This is a genomic window from Longimicrobium terrae, assembly GCF_014202995.1.
Classification (GTDB): Bacteria; Gemmatimonadota; Gemmatimonadetes; order Longimicrobiales; family Longimicrobiaceae; genus Longimicrobium; species Longimicrobium terrae.
Genome location: NZ_JACHIA010000011.1, coordinates 93,722 through 115,402 on the forward strand (window position 1 = coordinate 93,722; position 21,681 = coordinate 115,402).

Genomic DNA, 21,681 nt, shown 5'->3' on the forward strand with positions numbered 1-21,681 from the left:
GACTGGCTCACCGTCAGCTACGCATCACCTGGCAATCCGCTGTCCCCATATCCCGGACGGGTAAGTTCAGCCTTGCAAAGTTGAAAGTACCTGCACCCGCGGCAACGATGCCGAAATGCTGGGAGGGCGAGCGGAAATGAGCTACGGCTCTTCGGCAGGTTCGCCTGTGGGTCGGATAGGCACTGGCGCATGCCCTCAACGCTCTCCCGGATGCGGTGTTCGGCGCGCATGAGATCCAGGCGCGTGATCGTAAACCCCTCTTCGTCGCTCTCTGCCAGGTACACAGCCCTCCCACTCCACCTCCCTTCCCCGAAGACGAGCCCAAGCCGTCGCTGGGCGAACCACGCATAGGTGGCGATCTGCGCGTGAACGTCCGGGTCCCCGCGTTTCCCAGACTTCCAGTCGACGAACGTGCATTCCCCGCCCGGCCCCGCCATGACGAGGTCCGGCGCGGCGTACACCGGGGTGCCGTCCAGTTCCGCGGTGGAAAGCGAGTCCACCACGATCAGCCCCTCCGGCGGAAGCATGCGCGCTGCCTCCCAAACAGGGGAAGCCAGAAGATTCCGTACACATGGCTTCAGCTTCGAACGGACGGCGGCGACCTCGCGGGGGTCGAAGGTCCCAGTGTAGTAGACCGATTGCAGCAGCGGATACCGTTTCGGGTCGCGGAGAAAGTCGGCGCGGCGGACCGCGCAGGCCGCGTGCAACGCGATTCTCACCTGGTCCGTCAGCCGGCCCTCGTCCGGCGCCGCCCGCCTCTCTTGGATCGCGGTGGCGATCTCCCTCGCGGACTCGTGAATCGCCTGTCCAAGGACCGAGTGTAGGGTCGTAAGGTGCTTCAGCCGCCAGGCGAGTTCCGCGTCGGGCGGCGTACCTGGACCGCGGCGCCACCCATCCTGCGAGCCGTAGTAGCGCCAGTAATACGCACGCGGGCACTCCTCCAGGAGCCGCCCGCGCGAATGCGACCAAGAGAGTTGCGTTGAGCGCTGCACGGCCGTTTCCATCTGCGACTCCACTTTGTTGACCGAGCCGGCGGCCGATCCGCGCGGCATTCAGATATGGAGACGGTGGTCTGACACCCCTCCGCGCGCTGTCGCGTGAACGGGAGACGAGTGGGCGATGCGGGTGGTGGGTTCGATAGCGAAGACCAAGGGTGCGGCGGAACAAAAGACGACGCTGGCCCGGGCCGCGCCCGGGCCGGGGTGGGGAAAGTCAGAACAAGATGGATGATTCCGAAGTTTCCCTGTTCCACCCGCGAACTCGCGAGTATGATTCACATGTCAGAGCGGGACGTCCCCACGGGCTCTCCTGAACCGATGGTGAAGCGATCAAGGGGCGGACCGACTCGAACCCAGACAGCACAATGAGCACAGAACCGATTCCCGGGAGAGACCAGCCCTTCGGAGAATACTTCAAGGCACTCCGCCGGAACCTGGGTCCGATGACGATGCGTGAATTCTGCAGCATCCACAATCTGGACCACGGAAATCTCAGCAAAATGGAGCGTGGACTTCTTCCTCCTCCACGCACAACTGAGAAGATCAGCGTACTCGCCGTAGCCGTTGGCCTGAAACCGGAAACGCCCGAGTGGCAGGACTTTGTTGACCGGGCTTATGCCAGCCGTGGCGAGATCCCCCCCGACCTCGCCACGGAGGAAGCCATCGTGAACCGGCTTCCGGTTCTCTTCCGGAGCTTGAGAGGCGGGCCGGTGACAGAAGAAGAGGTTCGGCTCCTCATGCAGTTAATCCGAAACAGCTGACGTGAGTCATCCCCGTCCCGCCGCCCGTTTTCTGAGCTACGGGGACATTCGCGCGTCCGCGAACCACCTCCTTCTGACGCATTTCGGTAAGATCCAGCTCCCGGTTGATATCGAATTGCTGGTCGAATATCACCTTGATATCGAAATCGAGTTCATCCCGAACTTGAAGGCCAGCGGCGGGGCCGATGGGTACCTCGAACCCAGCCGTATTGCGGCTGATAAAGCGGCATGGAGCGCAAACACCAATCGATACCGATTCACGTTGGCGCACGAACTCGGGCACCGGATACTCCACCCAGACTTCCTCAGTTCTGCCGCCTATCGCACAGAAAGCGAATACCTGGCGTTTCAGCGTTCACTGCTGGAAGCCGATCTCAGGCGCTACGAGTGGCAAGCGAACTGTTTCGCGGGCAACATCTTGCTCCCCGCGGAACCTCTCGCTGAACAGGTACGCGAAGGAATCAGCGTGTTGCGCCCCGCTGGCCACGCCCTTGATTTGTGCGAACTCCACGATTGCGAGCGACTGGCCAGATGGATCGCAACACAGGCCCGTGTCTCCTTGGATGTAGTCATGCGCCGTGCGACCGAAGAGGGGCACTGGGTTTCCTTCCGGTAGCCAAGCGCACAGGGGTTGACTGAAGAAAGCCCGAAGCCTACCTTGGTGTAGAAATTTACAGATGTATAACTCTACAACAAGAGAGGTTCACCATGGGCGTCCACGATCACCGCCGCCGGTCGGTCGGACCAGCGCTCCTCATGTGGAGGAGTGCAAGATGACTTCTGGCGACCCAGCCTCACCGATCGAGCTACTTCACCGGGCGCAGTCAGACGACGAAGCGGCCTTGGGTCAACTCCTCGACGCTGTGGATGCCCTTGTCCTGCGGCACGTCCAAAAGATTCTCGGCCGAGACAACCCGCACGCACAAGACGTCGCGTGGGATGCTCAATCGCATGGGGCGATGGTGATATGGCAGTGCCATGCGACGAATGACCGGGAAGTGTATGGCTGGTTTTGCTCGATTGCGCGGAACGCCGCTCTCCGAGAACTCCGATTGTCCCGAGAGCCAGGCCTGATATCTCTCTCGAACGACAAGGCAAGCAGCCTCCGGGTCCCGCTCCCGCGCAGCGTGCGGGACGAAATGATTTTCACGGCTACGACCACACGTGACCGGTTGGCGGGCCCGACGAGGCGCCTTTTGTCGCTGCGCCTCGATCACGGACTATCCTGGGCCGAGATCGGAGTCGATCTGGGCATTCCGCGAGACGCCGCCAGAAAGCGGTTTCGACGCATGATCGTGAAGCTGCAAGTCGAGGCAAAACGACTGATGCTGGAGCGTGCGGCCGCACGCGGCGAGGACGTGCAGGAACTGGAGAACTACCTGGAAGCACTAGCCAGAGGTAGAATAGGGCCTAGCTGACGGGTGCTACCCAAGCCGAGCGAGCTAAATTCTATGGTATGGCAATGACTGAATCCGATATCCCCGGCACGGAAGCACTGGAGAAGAGCTTCTTCGCGCAGTTGATGGGCGACTCGCTCTCGCTCGAGCGCCTCATCAGTGCCGGTCAGCTTGCGACTGAGACTAGCCCGACGGATGCTGAAATCATCCACGCCAACGCCGGCCGCACGGACGAGCCGGTTTCTGCACGTGCGGCGGCAGTTGCCCGACTCGCGATAGAAGCAAAACGTCAGGCCCCGCCACACGGCACGGCCTGACGTTTCTGCACGATAAACTCACAGGGGCTTGGTTTCATCCCCCCCCGGCCGCTCCCGCCGGATTTGCTCCATCACCTCGCGGGCCGCTTGCGCGGCCGCGACGCGCTCCTGCTCCGTTACGTTCCGTCTGTCCTCAGCCGCCTGGTCCACCTCGCGGCGCTGGATGGGAGTGCTCTCCGGTCCAGCAGCAGGAGGCTCCCGAAACCGGCGTAGGTGCTGAAGAAGGCTCGTGATTGAGAAGCGCATCGATTCCGGATCTGCAGCGCGCGGAGCCCGGGTAGCCGCTCCCCGCGCCCGCGCTCATGTGGCCTCATCCCTCCATGCGGCACCGACGCGTACCCCGAAGTCGTCGAGCTGCGCCAGGACGAGATCCCGCTCACCGTCCGGCAATTCAGCCACCAAGCTGAGCACGCCGGACCGGAGCGCCTTCTGGGCGCGCTGGTAGCGGCGTTGCGCGGCGCGGTACTCGGTGCCGAAATGGTCCGCAACCTCACCCCACGGCGCGTGCTCCACCAGACGCATCCAGAGCAGGTCCTGCGTCCGCTCGGGTAGAGAATCCTGCACCTGCTCAAGAAGCCGTCCAAGCGCGGCCCGGCCCGCGGATGACTCCGCGTCGGCCGACCTCCACTCCTGAACGGACGACCAGCCCGCCGCAATCTCCAGGTCACTGAAAAAGCAGCGCAGGCTACGCTCTTCCCTGACCGCCCGCAAGTGGTCCGCCGCGCAATTCCTCGCGATTGAGAGCGCCCAAGCCAGCACCGCGGCCTCGTCGCGGGCCCTGCATTGCGGCATTCCCCTCGCGAGCTGCACCAGTGTCTGCTGCGCGAGGTCGTCCACGACGTCCGACATGTCCGGCTCGTCGCGACAACGCCGGCCGAAGTAGCGGCAGAGCAGGGGATGCAACTCCCGCAGCAGCATCTCGAGAGCTTCATCGTCGCCGCCGGCGGCGCGCGTCGCTACCGCCGCAAGATCGAACACCGCGGTCACGGGCATGCAGATGCTTCCAGCGTAGGTAAAACGCGGGTACGGGAGCTCCGACCCACATCTTGGGAACCATCGCGGATTCCCGGGGCAGACACATGGCAGGACCGAGAAGCGCAGACTTCCGGGTCGTTCACTCTGTAGACGTTATCATGACACCCCGAAGTGTCAAGCGCGCCGGCAACTCGAGGAGTTGCCGGCGCGGCGTGCGTTCGAACTCCTAGCCGTGGGGCAGCCCTCGCCCGGAAGCGCGTCCACCCCTTGAATCTATACATGTGGAGGGGCCGCCTCCCGCACGGGGTGTCACATCTCCGTCTGTCTTACCAGCCTCGCTAATCCGGCGGGCATCTGGACCATGGCATGGAGTAGACGATGGGGATCCCAACTTCTGCGTCAATCGATCAGGTGGATCTCAGAGCAGCACGGCGCAGCCTGACCAAGGCAGCCGGGCAGGCGCTTACGGCCGGCGCCCTCAACCCTGACGACATCGTGCGCGTTCGGTTCGCCTTGAAACGCGCCCGCTCCTCCCGTGCATCGGCGCACGCTCTGAAGGCAGCCGCTCGGGTCTGCCGTGCACTGGCTGAGGAGTTCGAGGGCCGCTCAAGACGGATCATCCAGCCCCGGCGATCGAACCGGAACCATCGCAGCCAAGCCTGACATGACGATGGTTCGAAGGAGCCGGAAGCGCCGGAACCCACCAACTGCGGGCCAGCCGATCGACTGGCCCGCCATCGCCGCATATCTGGATGGGCGTGACGGGAAGCTGCTCCCTCTCTATCGCGACCTGACCGCGGCGTACGCACGGGGAGAGTTGCCTGGCCGCTGCCCTGACCAGGCGACGTTCTACCGCGGCTTCCCGAGGGCCCGCGATGCACAGCCCCGCCCGCCCGCGGTGGCGGGCGGCGTGCCCGTGCCGCGCCGTCGGCTGAAAACGGCGGGTAGCCCGCGGTTGCGCGCGGCCGTCGCCCGCCTGGAAACTGCGCGCGTCGAGCATGAAGCAGCGGCCAGGACGCTGGTCGAGGCAGGCCGGTTCGGCCGTGAAGACCAGCAGCGCTACAAGGACCGCATTATGCGCTCGGACGGGCGGTTCCTCACCGCCGCCGCGGCAAAGGGAGCCGCGGCGGTGGAAGGAATGGCAACTGAACTGGAGCACGTGACGGCGACCTACCGTGAACGTGCAGCGGAAAACAACGTTGCTCTCACCATCCCCACGCTGCCCGGCCGGCCCGCAGAAGTCACGCTCGTGAACGGGATCGATCCGGACGACCCGGTCTTCGGAACGGGGGAGCGATCCCCCGCCGGAGGCCCCAGGCATGTGGCCCCGCAGCCACAGTACGGCAAGGTGATCGGCCACGTCCGGGAACGTCACGATACAGAGTGCGCCGCTGCGCGGGCGACCATCATCGCGCCCGTCCTGAATGGCGCGATGGGCGTAGGGGAAGCCGCGAGGTTCTGGCGGGCCGAGTTCGCTAGGGTCGCATCAACGGCAGGCCACCCTGGCCTGGACAGCATCCCAGCCACGCTCTGCCGCAAATACCGGAACGTATCTGAACGGCAGATCTTCCGGTGGGCAGCCCTCATCCGCGTGGAACGGGAGCGGACGGCCCGGCTGGGGCTTCCGGAAGTTTCCATCACCGCCGCGCTTCTGCACCGCTATCCGGAAGAACGCTGTATCTCCAAGTCTTCGAAGCTGAAGACCCGGGCCCAGCAGGTATTCCTCGACAACCCGGGCTGGACCCCCACGAACGTCGTCGACCACCTCCGGGAAAGCGGAGCACAGGCAAGCAGCCGCACGATCCTGCGGTACATCGCTGAAATACCTGACCGGGAGCGGGCGCTGAAGCGTGGGGGACCGGCCGGCCCGGAGATCCTCCGCACCCGCTTGATCCGCCAGGCACCGTATCCCAACCGCGTCTGGCACATGGACCACTCCTGGATTACCCAGGAGCTGGTCATGCCCGGTTATAAGGGCCCGTTCGAAGACGACGTGACCCGGGCGTATGCCCGGATGCGATTCGCGCTGGAAGACCGGAACACTGCCGGGTGGGTGGAACGGACGGCCGTCCAGGGAATCTGGATGACGAAGATCATCGATCTCTGCACCCGGAAAGTTCTGGCCATTCGGCTCTGGCCGCACGCCCCGAACACCCGGACTACGCTGCTTGCGCTCCGGGATGCAATTGAGATGTACGGCTTACCCGACGTTCTCTATACCGACAACGGGAGCGACCTGAAAAATCACACCGTCCGCGCAGCGCTGAAGGCCGCGGAGATCATCGAGGTACACTCTCGTCCCTGGACGCCGCAGGGCGGCGGTGCCGACGAGCGGGGGCACCTGACCATCAAGTCCAAGATTCTCCCACACCTGCCGGGATGGTGCGGCGGGAAACAGAAAGACTGGCACGTAGATGACCTGCTCACACTGCCTGAACTGGAAAAGGCAATCTGGGACAAGGTCGACGGGTGGATGAACGGTCGCGAGCACTCCACCACACGGCGTATCCCCAACAAGCATTATGAGGAAGAGATCGGCGCGCGGCCCCTCGGCGGCACCGGTCGCCGTGAGGTCTCGCCGGAGACATGGCTGCCGCTTCTCTTGGTCACCGATAATGCCGTCCTGCACGGCTACGGCATCGAGTTCGGCGGACATCGCTACCATCACGAGTCGTTCAGCAGCTTGATGAACGGCCGCACAGTGCGGATCTACCGGGATCCCTACCGGCCCCGGTTCGTAGACGTCGCCCTTCCGGGACCGGACGGAACGCTCCGCTACCTCGGGCGGGCAGAACGTTACACACACCCGGAGAGCCCGCCACCGCCTGCATGGGTGCAGGCCCAGGAAGAAGCCCGCTGGAGGGAGAAGCAGGACCAGCTCGGCAGGGAGCGTGACCAGGTTCGCATGGCCGAACAGCGGGTTGAAAAGGCAGCGCTGATCGGAGAGGCGGAGGGCTCAGCCCTCGCGGCGGCCGTGCTTCGCCCGTCGCTCGCGCGCGCCGCCAAGTCTCTGCTGGCCCCGCCGCCCGCGCCCGTGGACGACACCGCGGTGCGCGCTCTTCCGGCCGGAGGGGACGCAGATCCGTCCCTGGACACGGATGCGGCGCCCATGGCCGGGCTCGTCCCCGTCCGCGCGCACCGGCCGCGTCGGGCTCGCTCTGGTCAGAACGTTCCGGAGACCGAATCAGTGGACGCGCACCCTCACTCCCGCGGAGGCAAAACCCCGCTCCTCGCCAACCCTTTCGAGGACTGAACCGCCGTGCCACATGACCCCCGCCTGGCGGACGCCAGCGATGATGATTTCCCGTCAGCCCTGCTGGCCAGGCGGGCGGCGCCCATGCGCCGGCTCGGACACATACCCGGAGACGCGGAGGTCGAAGCGGCAGCCACCCGCCTCTTCGCGCGCATCGACCCCACTGCCCCGTCGAATGTGGTCGACCTCGAAACCCGCGCGCTGCCGCACGTCTACCCGGACGCCGTTCTCAGGCCGCTCGACCGGCGACTCGCGGCGACGGTGACGAACCGTGGGCGGCTGTACCTCCAGGGTGAGCGCCTGGGTGTCGGCGCATCAACCTTGGCCGGGGACTACAGCAGGGCGTTCAACCACCGGGCGGGCATGCACAGGGATCCGCGCCGGATCGCGTACATGCCGATTCTGAGCGGCTCCCGCAATCCGGTGAAGCTTCTGGATGCTTTGTGCGAAATCATCCGGGCACCCCTCTCGGTGACGGAACTGCGCTTCCGCTCGGTCGAGACGCTCGCCCGCCGATTCGTGGAGGGTATTCGTGCCCACCGCGTGTGCACCATCATCTTCGACCACATCCACCACTGCTCGCGCGACGTGCTCCAGATGATCGGCGAGCTGATGCTCGTATCGGACCCCAGCTATCGGGTGCCCTTGGAACTCGACGAGTACGACTCGATGGTACCGCGCCTCGGTTTCGTTCTGGTGACCCACAACCCGCCTGAGACTCTTCTCGGCCCCGTGCCTGAACTCCTCCATCTCCTTGAGGGGGAGCATGCCGTACTGCGTCCGTATGCATCAGCCGCCGTCACCGCGGAAGCAATCCGGCAGTCAGGAATCGGGTTGCAGGACCTCGACCTCACCACGCTGGATGACGCGCTGATGGCGCAGGTCGCACACGAGGTGACACAGGGGCTCATAGACCAGCTTCTACCATTCCTTCGTCTCATCGATGCGATTACGCGGTACGGCGGGCTCCGCCGGCCGACGCTGGAAGCCTTCAAGACCGCTCTGCCATTCCACCGCCACCTGCGGCAGAAGATCACAAAGCAGACCGAGCCAGCATTCGACGGGAGGGCGATCGACTCCGTGCTGGAACGCGCCGGTGCACTGCGGGACCTGCATCTCGAACCCCTACGGGCCGCCGGTGGCGCAGGGCAGGGGCGGGCAGACACCACAGCGAAGATCACCAGCGGCAGGGGGCATCCAGCCCTCCGTGCGATCCGTGAAGGACGTGCCGCGGCAGAGGACGAACGAAAGGCGGCCGTAGCGAGACCGCGAAAGAGAAAGGCCGGTCCATGACGAAGCCCTTTGCCCAACATGCGGCCAGCGCGGCGACGGTGAACCCCACGAACGGCAGGCCGTTCACCCGGTCGCGTCTTGCACTTTGCGCCGATGCCGAAGCCGCCGTCGCGCGCGCCCAGGCGGAAGCGGGAAACCTCGTTCGGGCGTGGATGGCGTGCCGCTCATGGATGATGGTGCACTCCGACAGGCCCGACGCACCGGAACCGGCGCGCTGGCGATGGATGCTCGAACCCGCCTTGCTCGCCGGCCGGGTCGTGATGCGGGTCAGCACGCGCTTCGCCTTTTTCGGCATGGCCGACGCCGGCGAGCTGGCGTCCACTCTCCCGGCCGGTCGGCAGGCCACCGGGCGGCTCATCGAACTCTGCGAGATGACAGAGGAGGTGCTCGCGCTCGCGATGGAACTCCGTGTCGCGATGGTCCTGCCAGCCGAACTGCACGAGGCCTGGACCTCCCGTTTTGCGGACCGTGGCGCTCCCGGGGGTAGCGCTTGGGAGTGGAAGAAAGCACTCGAGCCCGCCGTGCGCGCGGGGCGCGTGACGGTGGTACGCCGAGGGAACGAACTGTACTTCGGAGTAAACGGGCACCCGGCATGCGTTCTCCCCGCACCCCCACTCCCCCGGTGGTCGGACCAGACCCTGAGCCAGTGCGCCCGCACGGAGCGGGCGGTCGAGTCGGCCGTCGCGCTCACCGGTGCAATGGCGACAACCGTGGAGGTCTGTGAGGCATGGGAGCGCCTCTTCGGCTCACCTCCGCCGCAACGGCTCCGAAACCGGATGTACGAAGCGCTCGAACCGGCCGTGGTGCTCGGCCGCGTGCGCGTAGCGAGCCGCCTCACGCACGCCTTCCTCTTTGCGCCGATCGCGCGCATGGAGCTTCTCCCGCGGCCGTATATCTCCGACATGGAGCGCGTGGAAGAGGCGGTGCGCCGCGCGACAGAAAGGCTCTCGAGCGCAGTCCTGGTGGAGGAGGTCGCTTCTGAAGCGGAGCGCGATTCGGAGCTCAGGCTACAGGCCCGGGTAGCCACGCTCAGCACCCTGCTCGAATCCCTCGTCGTATGGGATCGAGCGATCGTGGTCCGATCCAGGCGCCGCGGGGGGCGGTGCAGGAAATACTACGCCATGCCGTGGGGTCCGAACTGGGTCTCCGGACTCGCGGAGCACCACCTCGACCGCCGTCTGCGCGCCGCGCGGGCGCTCTGGAACGCCAGCCGCGGCCGCCCCTTCACGACCACCGCGCTGCGGAACTACGCCAACTCGCACGCACGCTACCGCACGGAAGGGGATCCACCTTGGGCCTGGGTCAGTGCTCTGCAGTGTCTCCACGACGACGGCGAACTGGTTCGGATGGCCGAGGCGGACTCGTTCCACGTCCGCTGGGCGCCGGCGCGCGAGTGGAATGCCCTCGCACCGGCCGACCGGGACCGGGCGCTGCGAGATGGTCTGCGGAGTTCTGTATGCGACATGGAGAGCGAACCCGCGGATGCTCTCGCGCCCGAAGCTCCCCTGGACGTCGCCTTCGTTTCCATCGCTCAGGACATGCGTGCGCTCGTGCTGCACGCCAAGGCACACGTCCTCGCATCGGAGAGTGATCCGGACCGCCGACGAATCCTGCGCTCCCGGCCGGTGACCGTCCGCGACGTGAGGCGCGTTGCCAAAAACCTGCCCCGGCTTGTTCCCCGAACGGGCATCTCTCTCGGCGTATACCTGCAGGACGCCGGGCGCACGAAGAACGGACATCGTCGCCCGCCGGTCATCTGCCTCGGCGTCGTCCGGAACTGCGCATTTTACGACACCCGCGCCACTCCGGCGGGGAATGCATACGTCGCTTACCGGCTCGCCCTGCGGGACGCGACACCAGCGCCGCTGCGGAAGTCCTGTTCCACCCTGTCTGACGCGGTCGCGCTGCACACGAGCGGCGTCATACCCCTTTCCGAGGAGATCCTGGACTGGCGCGCGGAAGCGCTGGCCAGAAAGATCGGCGATTGCCGGGCGCGCTTGGCGAGTGCATGCGCCGCAACCGCGTTGCTCGACGAAGAGTCGGCCCAGACCGCTGCTCTTGATGCCAGTCTCGTTGCGCTCGAGGAGAAGGTCCGCCGGCTTCGAAGTCTGTCTTCCTGCACACCTCTGCGGGCGACGGTCGAGGGCCCGCTGGACGTCGTTGAAGCGTGGCGTTCGCTGGAAGGTCTGTACTCAATGCCGGACGGACTACATGAGCGCATGCTGTCCGCCCGGTTCACCGTGCCCGTGATCCGCGGGCCCATCGTCCGGCCGGCCAGGCGCAGGGGCGGTCGGCCGGTGGAGATCCGGATGGACCGCATCGAATTCATACGTTACGCGCATGCCCGCTTTGGAAACGGGCGCAGCGGGCACTTCGTCGCGCAGGGCTGCCACGCGCTGGGTGACCTGCGGACCCCTGAGCCGTTCATCGCGGCTCTCTGCGACGCGAGGCGCACCTCCGCGCATACCCTCGCCGCGGGCGCGCTGGGGCTGCTCGACGATCCCGAATCGCGGGACGCCCTTGCCGAGTACATCGTGCGCGCGTGCGAAGGAGGAGAACGCTGCGCGCCAGGTACGAGTCTCCCTGCCTGCGAAGCGGCCGTGTACGGCCTCGCGCCGCTGCCATTCGGAACCTTGGCGCGTGAGCTCCGGGAGAATGAGCGCCAAGCACTTAGACTAGCCGCTGACGCAACGATGGAAGTCCAGGTACAAGCCTTGGGCCGGCGCGTGCTCCGTGCGTGGGACGAGGCTTGGAATCGAGATCTGCTGCTCCAGATCTGAGTGATCAACCGTATTCAGGACCGGACCGGCGAGTCATTCCGCGTACCGAGAGGCAACTCCGTATGCGGCCAAGGCGGTGTGCCAAGAAGAGGGAATATTGTGCGGGTGTAGAGGGACTGGCATCCGCCGTACCGCGCTGAGAAGTCCGACGGCAAGGAAATGGGCTATGCGTCACGCGATCTCTGACGCGCCACATCGACAGGAGGCCAGTCTACCTTCTCAAACTCTTCGAGACAGGCGCTGCCGAAGGAGGGCTCGACTCTTTCAGCCCAGGCGATCTTTCCACGCACGTGGTAGAACAGGGTGGAGACAGAGAGATTTCGGGCTCCAGCGTGTTTCGCCGGCCCGTGGGCCGGAGAAAGCAGGTAATACAGATGCTGCCGTAGCGCGTCCTTGTACTCCCGTGCGAGTCGCGGTTCGTGCCCATCCACGAGAATCCCCAAGACCATCCGCCGTGCTCCCGGACCACGAATCACGGTCTTCCTTAGGTTCCCGGAAAACCCACTTTTCGCGAGTTTCAGTAAAACTGATTTCCGAAGCCGCTGAACGTGTTCAAGCCCAACGTCCTTGGCCGTGGAAAACGCGAGATCGTCGGCATAGCGGGTGTATGTATATCCGGCTGCTTCAGCAAGTTGGGCCAGCCCTTCATCCAGGTCCCGCATCACCAGATTTGATAGCATCGGACTGGTAGGCGCGCCTTGCGGCAGAACCCCCTGCTTTTCGCAAGCGTATGCTGGAATCGAGGACCATCGTTCCGTGAAGTCGGCTGGAGCGGGGCGAGACGACGCGGACAGCATCGTGGTCAATCTGGCAAGTTCGAACGCGAGCAGCGGCGAATAGCCGAGAGATTTGAATACCGCGTAAACGTCGGACTCTGAGATGCTGTGGAAGAAGTCAGTGAGGTCCACTTTTAGCAGCCACCGGCAGCCGCAATGGGGGGTGGCGGCGAACACGGCCTGCGATTCCGGATGATATGCGTAACTGAGCGGGTGTGCTGAGGTAAACTGAAGTATGTTCTCGTTGATCCACTTCTGCACGCCCGCGAGCACGGGGTTCGGAATGCTGATTTCGCGATGGCGAGTGCGCCCGGGGACGCGCTTCTTGAGGAGCACCCGTTTATAATCGCCTGCCTGCCGGCTGACGACATCGCGCAAGTATTTGTAGGGAACGTCAGTGAGGACACTCAGATGACGGAGTGTCAGGATGACTGGCAATCTCGCATCGACAGCCCGGATGCGGTTGATGATTCGGACTACTGAGTCCAGAATCCCTTGGTCGATGTCTCGTATCTTGCCTTCGTGCTGATACCGCTGAGGGTTCCATGCCGGCATTACTTTGACCACCCCGGGTGGGTGACAGTGCGAGTCTGGACCAAGACCCCGCCAGGCCAGAGTTGGACTGCTGCGCAGCATGAATACAGAGCTCCGCGAGATGGGTGCGGGAACTCCCGCACCCTGAACTTTGCGATGAAAGCCCAGCGCCGCCTTCGCGGCGCAGTACTAATCCCGGTCATGGAGCCCTCAGCTGGGTGGGATAGTAATACTGCTCGGTATTCGCTGCAAGGATGGGCGCGCGGCGCCTGCGGCGCCGCAATCTTGCCAATTCCCGACGCCCAAGCGGCGTTAGACGGGTAGTGCTGTCTAGCCAGCCAGCATCGATAGCGAGGGCACGCAATGAAGTGACCTCACCCACACTCAGGTGCGTTTTTGCAGAGATCTTGACCGGCTGGCGGACGCCTCTTTCTGCGGCGGCCAAGACCAGCATCGTCGAGATCCACCGGTTCCCGGCCCCGGAGCTTAGTTCCTTCCGCGCTCCCCGTATTCCCAAGAGCTTTGTGACACGCTGGTGCGCGTCCGAATACTCCGCGTCTGTCAGCAGTGGAGCCAGCACGCCTGTCGTACTTCGGCCCTTGAACAAGGGTACCCATTTAGCCGAACGGCTGTGCAGGATCGGGGGAGCGTTGTTCGGGCTGCCGTGCGAAAACGCGATTAGAGCACCACCGGTTTTGTAGCCAAGCGGCTCCCGGTGACCCTTTGGATAAGATCTGCAGAGTCGTTCAATGTCCCGGAGAACGTTCCCCGTGAATGCTCCCTTGAGCGTGGGGCAGCCCGTGAAAGTTCGGACCTCCGGCTTCAGGCGGTGACTGCGGACCTTGGCGATCCCTGCGTCAAGGCCGGAATAAGCAACGACCACGAAGCGAATCAATTTATAGGACCGCCAACTCCTGATTGTCGCAACATACCTGAAAGCTTCGAGCATTCTGGTGATACGGTCACCGGAGCCGATGAAGTCCGTTACCAAGATGATCGCTCTGACTTTCTCATCCCGCATCTTTGTCGGTCCGGGGTAAGGAAAACACGTATTCTCGTGCCGCCGGGAGTAATCAGTGATCAGATTGGCAACGATGCCTTCGCTGCCCACCTCTTGGTCTCGTGGATCAACGATGATCGGCTGCCCCCCTGCACCTTCTGCCCGGCCACGGCGGGAGTTGCGAAAGAAAGCGGGTATCTTCCCATACACTTTTTTTATCGGACGCTCTCCGAACAACGCCACGGGCCCACCTGCCTCCGCGACTGCCGCATCCAGCAAAGCATCGAGGCCGTTCGAAAAGTCATCCCGGCTAACAAGCAGGATTTCATCGATCAGCGCGATTGCAGTCGGCCGATCGACATCAGAAAAGCGTTCCAACCAGCGTGTCGCCTCGGGGGTTTCTGAGAGTGCGTTCATATCGGCGATGCTCCAGTGAACTCGGGTTAGCGATCTGCCCGTACAAGGTATCACAAGATCGGGTCGGATCCGACGCGACCCGCGGGCGGGCCGGAAGTGCTGGCCCCCCACCGAATCGCGGATCTGCAGATGCAACCCACCATGGCCCGTATGATGTCCTAAGCCGACGTATTTCCATCTGCAACCCATTCGGTCATTGCACTTCGGCGGTGCGCCTCAGGCGATTACATCACGAATGCGGCGGACTCGTTTGGTAAAGCGGCTGCGCCCCGATGGGTGCACCCTGAGGGCACGCGCCGTACGCACGACTGTGCGCCGGCCATGCTCCGCGGAGCACTCCGTAGGGCCCGGCCAGTGGCCCGACAAATTACACATTCCGCACTGCGCGGATGTGCACGACGAGACTTGCCAGCGGGCGGGCACACTCAATCGGAAGCTCTGCCCATAACCGCTCTGCGGCGAATGCCCATTCACCAGCTAAGTACGGCCACGCGTCCACTATCCGGGACGCAAGCTGAGCGAATTTTTCCGCCACCCGAACAACGCTTTCCTGCTGCCAGGCGACACGAAGTGCCACATCCAGCAGCAGATCAGAGATGACCTCCAGTTCGGCGTCTAGCCCGTCTCCGCCGCCCTCAATCCCGGCGAAATGCGCAGCGATGCCGAGTAGCGCCGCCTCGAGGTGCTCGCTTACTTCCGCGCTCCCCCATCCTGCACTCTGGTTAGCCGCAGCGACCAGCGCCATTCGGCCATGGTCCCGATCCTGTCTGATATACTTTGCGAAGTCGGTTTTAAGGACCGCATCCCTGACCTTTTGCTGCAGGTCCTCATGAATGGGGAGGTCCCGACTGACTACCCATAATTGAGCCCACCCCTCGTCTTTCCCCGCCTGAAGCTTTTCGACGGTTTCCTCGGCGAAACGTCTTAGCGCCCCGGCTGAAGCGAGACCGCTCAAATCAAGGCCCGTCAGGGCTGAGATCGCAGCACCTCGGTTACGCCCCAGAAAGGAACGGAGAGCGTTTTTCGCAAGTGCAGTATCCTGCAGAAATTCTAGTCGTGGCCGCCGTTCCGGTACACCAAGATAAAAAGCGCTCTCGGATGCGGCATCTTGGAGCTTGGTGTCCTGTGATAGGAGAGTGCCTTCGAAAGCATAGTCCAATCCCGTCATCAGCAGCAAAAGCCTCTGCGCTCTGCTGGGGTGCGCGATGTCAAGACTGTAATCCTCGTCACGCTCAAAGAGGCCGCGGTTAAGCCGGGACCCGCGCTGATCGAAGGCCTGCCGAAGCCACTCGGCCTTCAATCCAGCAGCCGTGAAGGATCGAAAGAGAGCGCCGGCATGGAGCCAGGTCGCCGCAAGTTGCCCCGCAGGGTTCCAGGCGCGGGCAGTGCGGTCCTCGCGGATGCGTTGCTCAGTCCACTGAAGCAGCGCAAGGAAAGCCTCGATTTCGGGCTCGTTGGCCGAGGATAGAAGCCGCAGCGCGACCCTCCTCGCAAGCCGTTTACTTGAGGACCGCGTGTGTGCGTCGAGGCTCAACAGACGAAGTAGATGGATGCAGGAAACCGGCGTTCGCGAGATCGGAAAGATCGCGTTCAAGAGTTCGCGCCGACCCCGATCTGAAGCGTCCACGAATCTTTTCTGAACCGCCCGAGGGAGTTCGCAAGGCAAGTCGATAAGCCTGTGCACTGCAGCGAAGAGACCTTCGGTCGCAATCAACGCTGTCGAGAACAGCTCCAACGCATCCGCACTGGATATCCCATTCTCGGTTACCTGCGTTAACCCATGGTAGTCCGCGAAACGGTTCAGGTCTGGCGGCATGAGTTCGCGCAAGGAGAGTGGCGCGCCTGTCGACACCTTACGGACCAGTTCCCGGTAGTGTTCAGCAGGGCTGGTATCTCGCCAAGCTTCGACTTCGGTATAGCGCTGTAGCGGATCGACCATGGAAACCACCCGCGCGACCTCCATCCGGAACTCCTCAGCCGGGCCGACACACCAATCGCGATGCTGGAGCAGCACTTCCCTTCTATCATCTACGGAATTGCGAAGCACTCGGAAGATCGGGTCCTCAACGACGAACGTGCGGCCATCGGAACGAGCGAGAAACACCGCGGAGCGCGGGGGATTTCCCTCCGCCGGGGAGATCTCCACAGTCGGCTCCTCCTCGCCAGCGAGAGAGATTCGTGCGGTGAGACCGTTCATGGCATCCGCCACCGCCGCAATGAACGACTCCCGTTGAAACATCATCTCCTCCCCTGCCCGCACAACCGGTTGGATCAGGACACCCATGTTGGCCATATACTCGGGATCCCGCTCAATCTCCTCCCGCACCTCTGCCGGAAGGCGGTCGTGAACGCGCTGGCGGACGAAATGCCGCAGAGATTCCAATTCTTGGCCCAGATCGTTGCCAAGGTCAGCGAAGTGAAATTTGATAACGTGGGCCACAGCTACCGAAAGTAGGGCATCTGCGCCAAACCGCGGCGCAAGTACCCGTTCGGTTAGCCATGTTCGGAACTCGTGTCCTGTTTCCTCATCAGCGGTGACGCCCTGCAAAATGAGTCCAGCTAACGCAGTCGCGAGCAGGTGCCTGTCATTCTCCCATTCTCGTCGAAGCGCAACGACGGTACGGGCACTGGATGTATCGAGGAAAAGGTTGGCCATTAACCAGTCAGCACGCGCGCTCCGCTCAGCGATTGTGGCAGTACGGTCGCTCCAAATGCCATTCAATGCCTCGTCTACGGCCCTTGAAATCGAAATCAGATACGGAATCTCGTTCGTCTCCGCCGGGTTGCCGTCTGCCGCGAAGTCACGACGCAGTATCTTGCCCTGCACGAGAGTTGCAGCGACATACCGGCGGAGGTACCCCAGTTCAGGCGTTTCTACGAGGCAGTCCCCATCGACCCGAGCCCGCCGGAGGTGATAAAGAATCTCACTTCCTTCAGGCGCCATGAAGCGCACGTTGCCACGACGGAGACGATCGAGGGCATCGTAAACAATCAACTGCGGCAGTCGGCCTGACTGCCTGAGCGCCGTGAGTATGTCCACGATACCAACGATCCGAGTTCCGAGGCTCTGCTGGATGCCTCCGAGATAGCGATCCTCGACCCAGAATACGGTCTCCTGGTTTATACGCTGCTCGAGAAGAGTGCGGAGACCAAACATCTCACCAAGCTCGTCCTCATCCGCCTCCGGCGGATCTTCCACCATCGGAACGACTACATATCGGCCAGTCGCGAGTCCGTTGCGGATGCGCACCACCAACTCTGTCAGCCAAGCCTCCGACGCCGTACGGAGTTTATCCCGTTCCACGTGGAGACGGGAAGCTTGGGCCTCCGCCGGGTCGATGTACACGCGGAAATGCGAGCACGCCGGCACCAGCAGCCCCATCATACCAAGTACTGTGGCCGTGCCGTTCGGACAGAATATCGACACACCCGTGCGCAGGCTGACAGCCGCCGCCGCATCCGACACCACTTGGGAGCCGATCAAGGTATCCAATTCCGCTTTCGAGATGGCGTCTGCTTCTCGCAAAGCCCTTGCAAGGGCTGCAGGAGTAACAATACGATCCTGAAAGTCATGGGAAACGTGGTCAATCTCACCACTTCTCGCTTCCGAAAGGATCGGTTCTACCTGCAAGACGTAGCCGTTCACATCGGCTGCGCGCCTCCAAAGGTCACTGCCGAAGTCCTCATTCACAGCAGTCTCGTCCTGCACACCCGGTGCGTTGCGAATGGGATCCAACACCGCTGCGCGTTCTTGAGCGAGGGCATCAACTAGTGCACGGGCAACCTCCACCTGGCGGGGCTGATGGTGAGCCATGTCAGCCAGTATTCGCAGTAGGGCAGGAGAAAGCTCTGGAGCAATCCGCAGCGGGTGGCACGCCTCTTCGATGACATCTAGCAGCCTAAGGTGATGGGCGAGCAAGAGCCCAGTGATATCCACATGGAGGCTCCACTTCTCTATGTCGGAAGCGCCGCTCGCCGACTGCGTGCGCGCACCGTGGCGTGCGAGCAGGGGCGGCTGACGGAGAGGATCTGGGGTACGAGCGTTAAGCTCCAAACGCTGGTGATACAGCTCAACCATGGACAACTTCAGGTCTTCAGAAGCTAAGTGTACGGGAAGCATGCCCTCCACGTACGCTGCCTCAAGTCCAGCCCTGTAGGATCCGGTCTGTTCTTCTGCCTTCTGTGCATCGACGAACTTACGTAATGCTTGACTCTGCTCACCTTGGCCGCCGTGACGAGCAAGCCGCATCAAAAGCGGACTAGCTTCCTTATCCAGGCCGAGTTCGAATCCCAGAAATACGGCATTATTGAGGAACTCGGGCCTGAGGTTTTTCTTGGTGGCCCGCCGCCACAGCTCACGAGCGAGGGACAGGTCTTCGGTCCTGACCAACTTAGCCGCCCAAAGGAGATTCCCCTGCGGTAAATCCTTGCACGTCAGAAAGCGCCGCGCGAGTAGCGCGAGGCCCTTCAGATCGGCCGTCGATTCGTAAACGCTTGCCAGCGCGACCAGGTTCTCGGCACTCGGATCCTCTCCGACAAGTTCCTCAGCCTCAGCAACAGCAGCCGGAAGTACGCCCAGCGCGCGCTGTACCCGCACGCGCTGGCGCCGCATCTCCGGCGGGAGACGGCGTGCAGGGAATTTTCCGAGATGGCCGTCCAGAAGAGAGAGCGCCAACGTGTATCGGCCGGCATTCTCGGCCGCGCTTACAGCCAGCCGAACTGACTCAGCCGTATCCAGGCCAGTGACCAGCTCTTCGGCTCGCTCCGCTACCCAGGACCAACGCTCGGCTCGTGCAGCAGCAACGCAGGCGTGGAACAGGAGCAGAGGATCATGCTCGGCCGCGTCACTTCGCTCTAAACGGTTGTCGAGTCCATCGACGTCGCCGACATCAGCCGCAGTCGACACGGAGGGCACGTCCCTTGTTTCGACGGATTCTTCCGTCCCCTCGAGCGAGGCGGGTAGGCTCTCTTCGGCTTCGACGCGACTTTGCCACGCGAGCCAGGATTCCTCCTTACCCTCGGCAATGTAGCGCTCCCGATTCTGCTCGAGCAGTGCGCTTCCCTCGCGGACACGCCCGTTGGTGAAGTAAGCGGCAACAAGCGCTGTGATCTGATCTAAGCCCGCCTGCGTAGACTCGATCTGCCGCTCAAGCAAGGCCACCGCGGGCGCGAGATCAACAGCGAAATTGCGATTCAGTGCCCACCAGAGGGCAGCCAGGTGATCAGGATGGGATCCCAAAAGCTCACGGCAGTACTCAACCGCCTGCTCCTGACGCTCGGGGTCGTTCGAAAGGCAGGCGAGCCGCCACGCTTGGTACTGACGCAGTTCATCCGGGTCGAGCGCAGAGCCCGAACTCAGGCCTTCGAAAACCTGCTGAGCTCGCCGGAGTCGTGCGATGCTGTCGTCGTCTTGCTTGACGAGTACCCAGGCAACCGGGAGCGGCCATGCCGGCAAGGTGTTGCCCGATGCCGCGGGGGACAACGCGCTGAGATAATCAACCATCGCGCCCATGGCGCGGACGCTCTCCCACTGGGGCTCCCGTTCCAGGGCACGCAATGCGGCTAGCTGCGCATTCGGGAGATCGTTCCTCGCAATCGAACCCAGAGCTCGCAGGCGGTACCCTTCTGCCGTCGCGCCGACTCGTGCCTCGAGCCGGTCAACGGTGGCAAGGCTCTCGTCCGTGCGGCCGACCTCGAGGAGCAGGCCAGCGCGGAGTTCGAGGAGGACGGGATCGTCGACGTCCGGAATAAGGGAGAGAGCCGCCTCAGGCCCGTTTACGGCATGCTCTATCAGGACGCGCAACACACCGGAGCTGCTCGCGTCGAACAGTTCCGATTCCGCCGCGAGTCGGCGGACCTCCTCCAGATCTCCGCCGAGCCGAAGTAGCACGCTCGCTTCGAACCGAATGATCTTTCCCTTGACCTCTGGCGTAAGTGCTCGCCATGCAGCTTCTGGCTCACGGATCTTCCGGACTGTCGCGAATGCGTCGCTCCGTCTGCCTTCACGCCACGCCTGCCGGGCCGCCTCAAGTTTCCGGGCGGCATCTTCATTCAGAACAGACGCAAGCTCATTCGCCTGCTCAGCCAGAACGCGGCTGGCATAATCCGCACGCGGCGCGTCGATATAAACAGGCGGGGGTGCCGCGACACCACAAATCCTGGCTACCCAGTACTCAGGGGGATCGAAGTAGCTGCTGACAATACCGGTGCGCGACCGCAGCTTGTTCACCAAGGTCGGAGCACTCCAGATTTCGAATTTGATTCCTTCCTTCCCGAAACGTTGGCGCTGGTCGAGATATACCTTTTGGCACTGTGTCGAATCGATCTCACCAGCTACAAACAACACAAACCGTCTGACGCCTTTCGTGCGCCAGAACGGTAGATGGCGAACAAACTCGTCCGCAGCTTTTCGAATCTGATGTGGCTTGAAGGTTTTGTACGCCTTGCACTGACCCACCTCTACGCCGTCGCTCCCGGTTCGGTGAGCGATGATGTCTATCCCGTCCTGCTGCTGACCCGGCATTCCCCACAGCTCAGCGGACGCAATCTCCGGCTCGACCGCAAACAGATCGCGGCAGAGTTTCTCAAAGGTGCGCGAATGGAATCGATGCAGTTCCGGGGTCTCGCCAGGCTGGATGCCCGGAAGAATGGTGTTTGGGCGAATCTGATGGGTTGCCACTAGCGCGCGGCCTTTGTCTCTCGATCAACGGCTTATCGAATGTGGGAGGCTCAGAAGAAGCATCCCGGGGGCGTAACAAGGAAGTTGCCGGACCGCCGAACAGGTGTAAAGGCCAGAGCGACGACACGACCACTTCTCGACGGCAACACCCATCAGGCAATGGTTGCGCGTGGACGCACTCACGCCGGAAAGGCCGAAGAACTCGAGTGCTACTTAGATTGACCCCACATGTGGAGGATCAACTCCGTGCGCTCGCACAACGCGTCTTGCACGCCTGGGTGGAAGGGTGGGGCAGGGACCGTATTCTTCACCTTTGACGATTGGCGCAACCGCCAATCACATGATCATAACGAGAGACTGGCGCATACTGGATTTCTGATCCTAGCCTTCGGGAACGGACACGGAGCCGGAGCTTGGTCGATAGACTCGTCACCAGATCGCTTCACTGAACCGCTCTCCTGAGGATGGTTCGGGCCTGCGTCAACGACGCGAACAGTATGC

The 21,681-nt window shown here is 63.0% G+C and carries 13 protein-coding genes; 7 read left to right on the top strand and 6 right to left on the bottom strand.

The features are described 5' to 3' along the window. Positions 1–17 precede the first annotated feature (17 nt). Positions 18–1,004, bottom strand: a complete 987-nt coding sequence (locus tag HNQ61_RS17415) for a PD-(D/E)XK nuclease family protein (protein ID WP_170035351.1) — start codon at positions 1,002–1,004, stop codon at positions 18–20. Between the two features lie 359 nt (positions 1,005–1,363). Here HNQ61_RS17415 and HNQ61_RS17420 point away from each other — a divergent pair, with 359 nt between their 5' ends. Both HNQ61_RS17420 and HNQ61_RS28810 read left to right on the top strand, forming a co-directional pair. Then, on the top strand, positions 1,364–1,759 hold the full coding sequence (locus tag HNQ61_RS17420; protein ID WP_170035352.1) for a hypothetical protein: 396 nt from the start codon (positions 1,364–1,366) through the stop codon (positions 1,757–1,759). Position 1,760: 1 nt separating this feature from the next. Then, positions 1,761–2,375, top strand: coding sequence for an ImmA/IrrE family metallo-endopeptidase (locus HNQ61_RS28810; protein WP_170035353.1), 615 nt, complete (start codon positions 1,761–1,763; stop codon positions 2,373–2,375). A 208-nt stretch (positions 2,376–2,583) separates the two neighbouring features. On the opposite strand, the gene HNQ61_RS29265 is transcribed toward HNQ61_RS28810, so the two are convergent. Further along, positions 2,584–2,712: a hypothetical protein gene (locus tag HNQ61_RS29265; protein ID WP_276510127.1), complete on the bottom strand. Its 129-nt coding sequence runs from the start codon at positions 2,710–2,712 to the stop codon at positions 2,584–2,586. Positions 2,713–3,048: 336 nt separating this feature from the next. On the opposite strand from HNQ61_RS29265, the gene HNQ61_RS29270 reads away from it, so the two are divergent. Together HNQ61_RS29270 and HNQ61_RS17430 are read left to right on the top strand one after the other, a co-directional pair. Beyond that, on the top strand, positions 3,049–3,177 hold the full coding sequence (locus tag HNQ61_RS29270; protein WP_276510128.1) for a hypothetical protein: 129 nt from the start codon (positions 3,049–3,051) through the stop codon (positions 3,175–3,177). A 44-nt stretch (positions 3,178–3,221) separates the two neighbouring features. Next, complete coding sequence (locus HNQ61_RS17430) at positions 3,222–3,473, top strand: hypothetical protein (protein WP_170035354.1); 252 nt, start codon at positions 3,222–3,224, stop codon at positions 3,471–3,473. Between the two features lie 300 nt (positions 3,474–3,773). Here HNQ61_RS17430 and HNQ61_RS17435 read toward each other — a convergent pair whose 3' ends face one another. Continuing rightward, positions 3,774–4,466, bottom strand: coding sequence for an RNA polymerase sigma factor (locus tag HNQ61_RS17435; protein ID WP_170035355.1), 693 nt, complete (start codon positions 4,464–4,466; stop codon positions 3,774–3,776). A 646-nt stretch (positions 4,467–5,112) separates the two neighbouring features. Here HNQ61_RS17435 and HNQ61_RS17440 point away from each other — a divergent pair. From HNQ61_RS17440 to HNQ61_RS17450, 3 genes are all read left to right on the top strand, one after another. Next, the gene (locus HNQ61_RS17440) at positions 5,113–7,701 is read left to right on the top strand and encodes a DDE-type integrase/transposase/recombinase (RefSeq protein ID WP_170035356.1); all 2,589 of its coding nucleotides are present in this window, start codon (positions 5,113–5,115) and stop codon (positions 7,699–7,701) included. 84 nt (positions 7,702–7,785) lie between these two features. Continuing rightward, positions 7,786–8,994, top strand: coding sequence for a hypothetical protein (locus HNQ61_RS17445; RefSeq protein WP_170035357.1), 1,209 nt, complete (start codon positions 7,786–7,788; stop codon positions 8,992–8,994). Next, the gene (locus HNQ61_RS17450; protein ID WP_170035358.1) at positions 8,991–11,774 is read left to right on the top strand and encodes a hypothetical protein; all 2,784 of its coding nucleotides are present in this window, start codon (positions 8,991–8,993) and stop codon (positions 11,772–11,774) included. The genes HNQ61_RS17445 and HNQ61_RS17450 overlap by 4 nt, the downstream gene beginning before the upstream one ends. A 164-nt stretch (positions 11,775–11,938) precedes the next feature. Here HNQ61_RS17450 and HNQ61_RS17455 read toward each other — a convergent pair whose 3' ends face one another. From HNQ61_RS17455 to HNQ61_RS17465, 3 genes are all read right to left on the bottom strand, one after another. After that, complete coding sequence (locus HNQ61_RS17455) at positions 11,939–13,186, bottom strand: reverse transcriptase family protein (protein ID WP_205761609.1); 1,248 nt, start codon at positions 13,184–13,186, stop codon at positions 11,939–11,941. Positions 13,187–13,283: 97 nt separating this feature from the next. Further along, entirely contained in the window at positions 13,284–14,501 is a 1,218-nt protein-coding gene (locus tag HNQ61_RS17460) for a phosphoribosyltransferase-like protein (RefSeq protein ID WP_170035360.1), read from the bottom strand. 367 nt (positions 14,502–14,868) lie between these two features. After that, complete coding sequence (locus HNQ61_RS17465) at positions 14,869–21,180, bottom strand: HTH domain-containing protein (protein WP_170035361.1); 6,312 nt, start codon at positions 21,178–21,180, stop codon at positions 14,869–14,871. Positions 21,181–21,681: the final 501 nt, after the last annotated feature.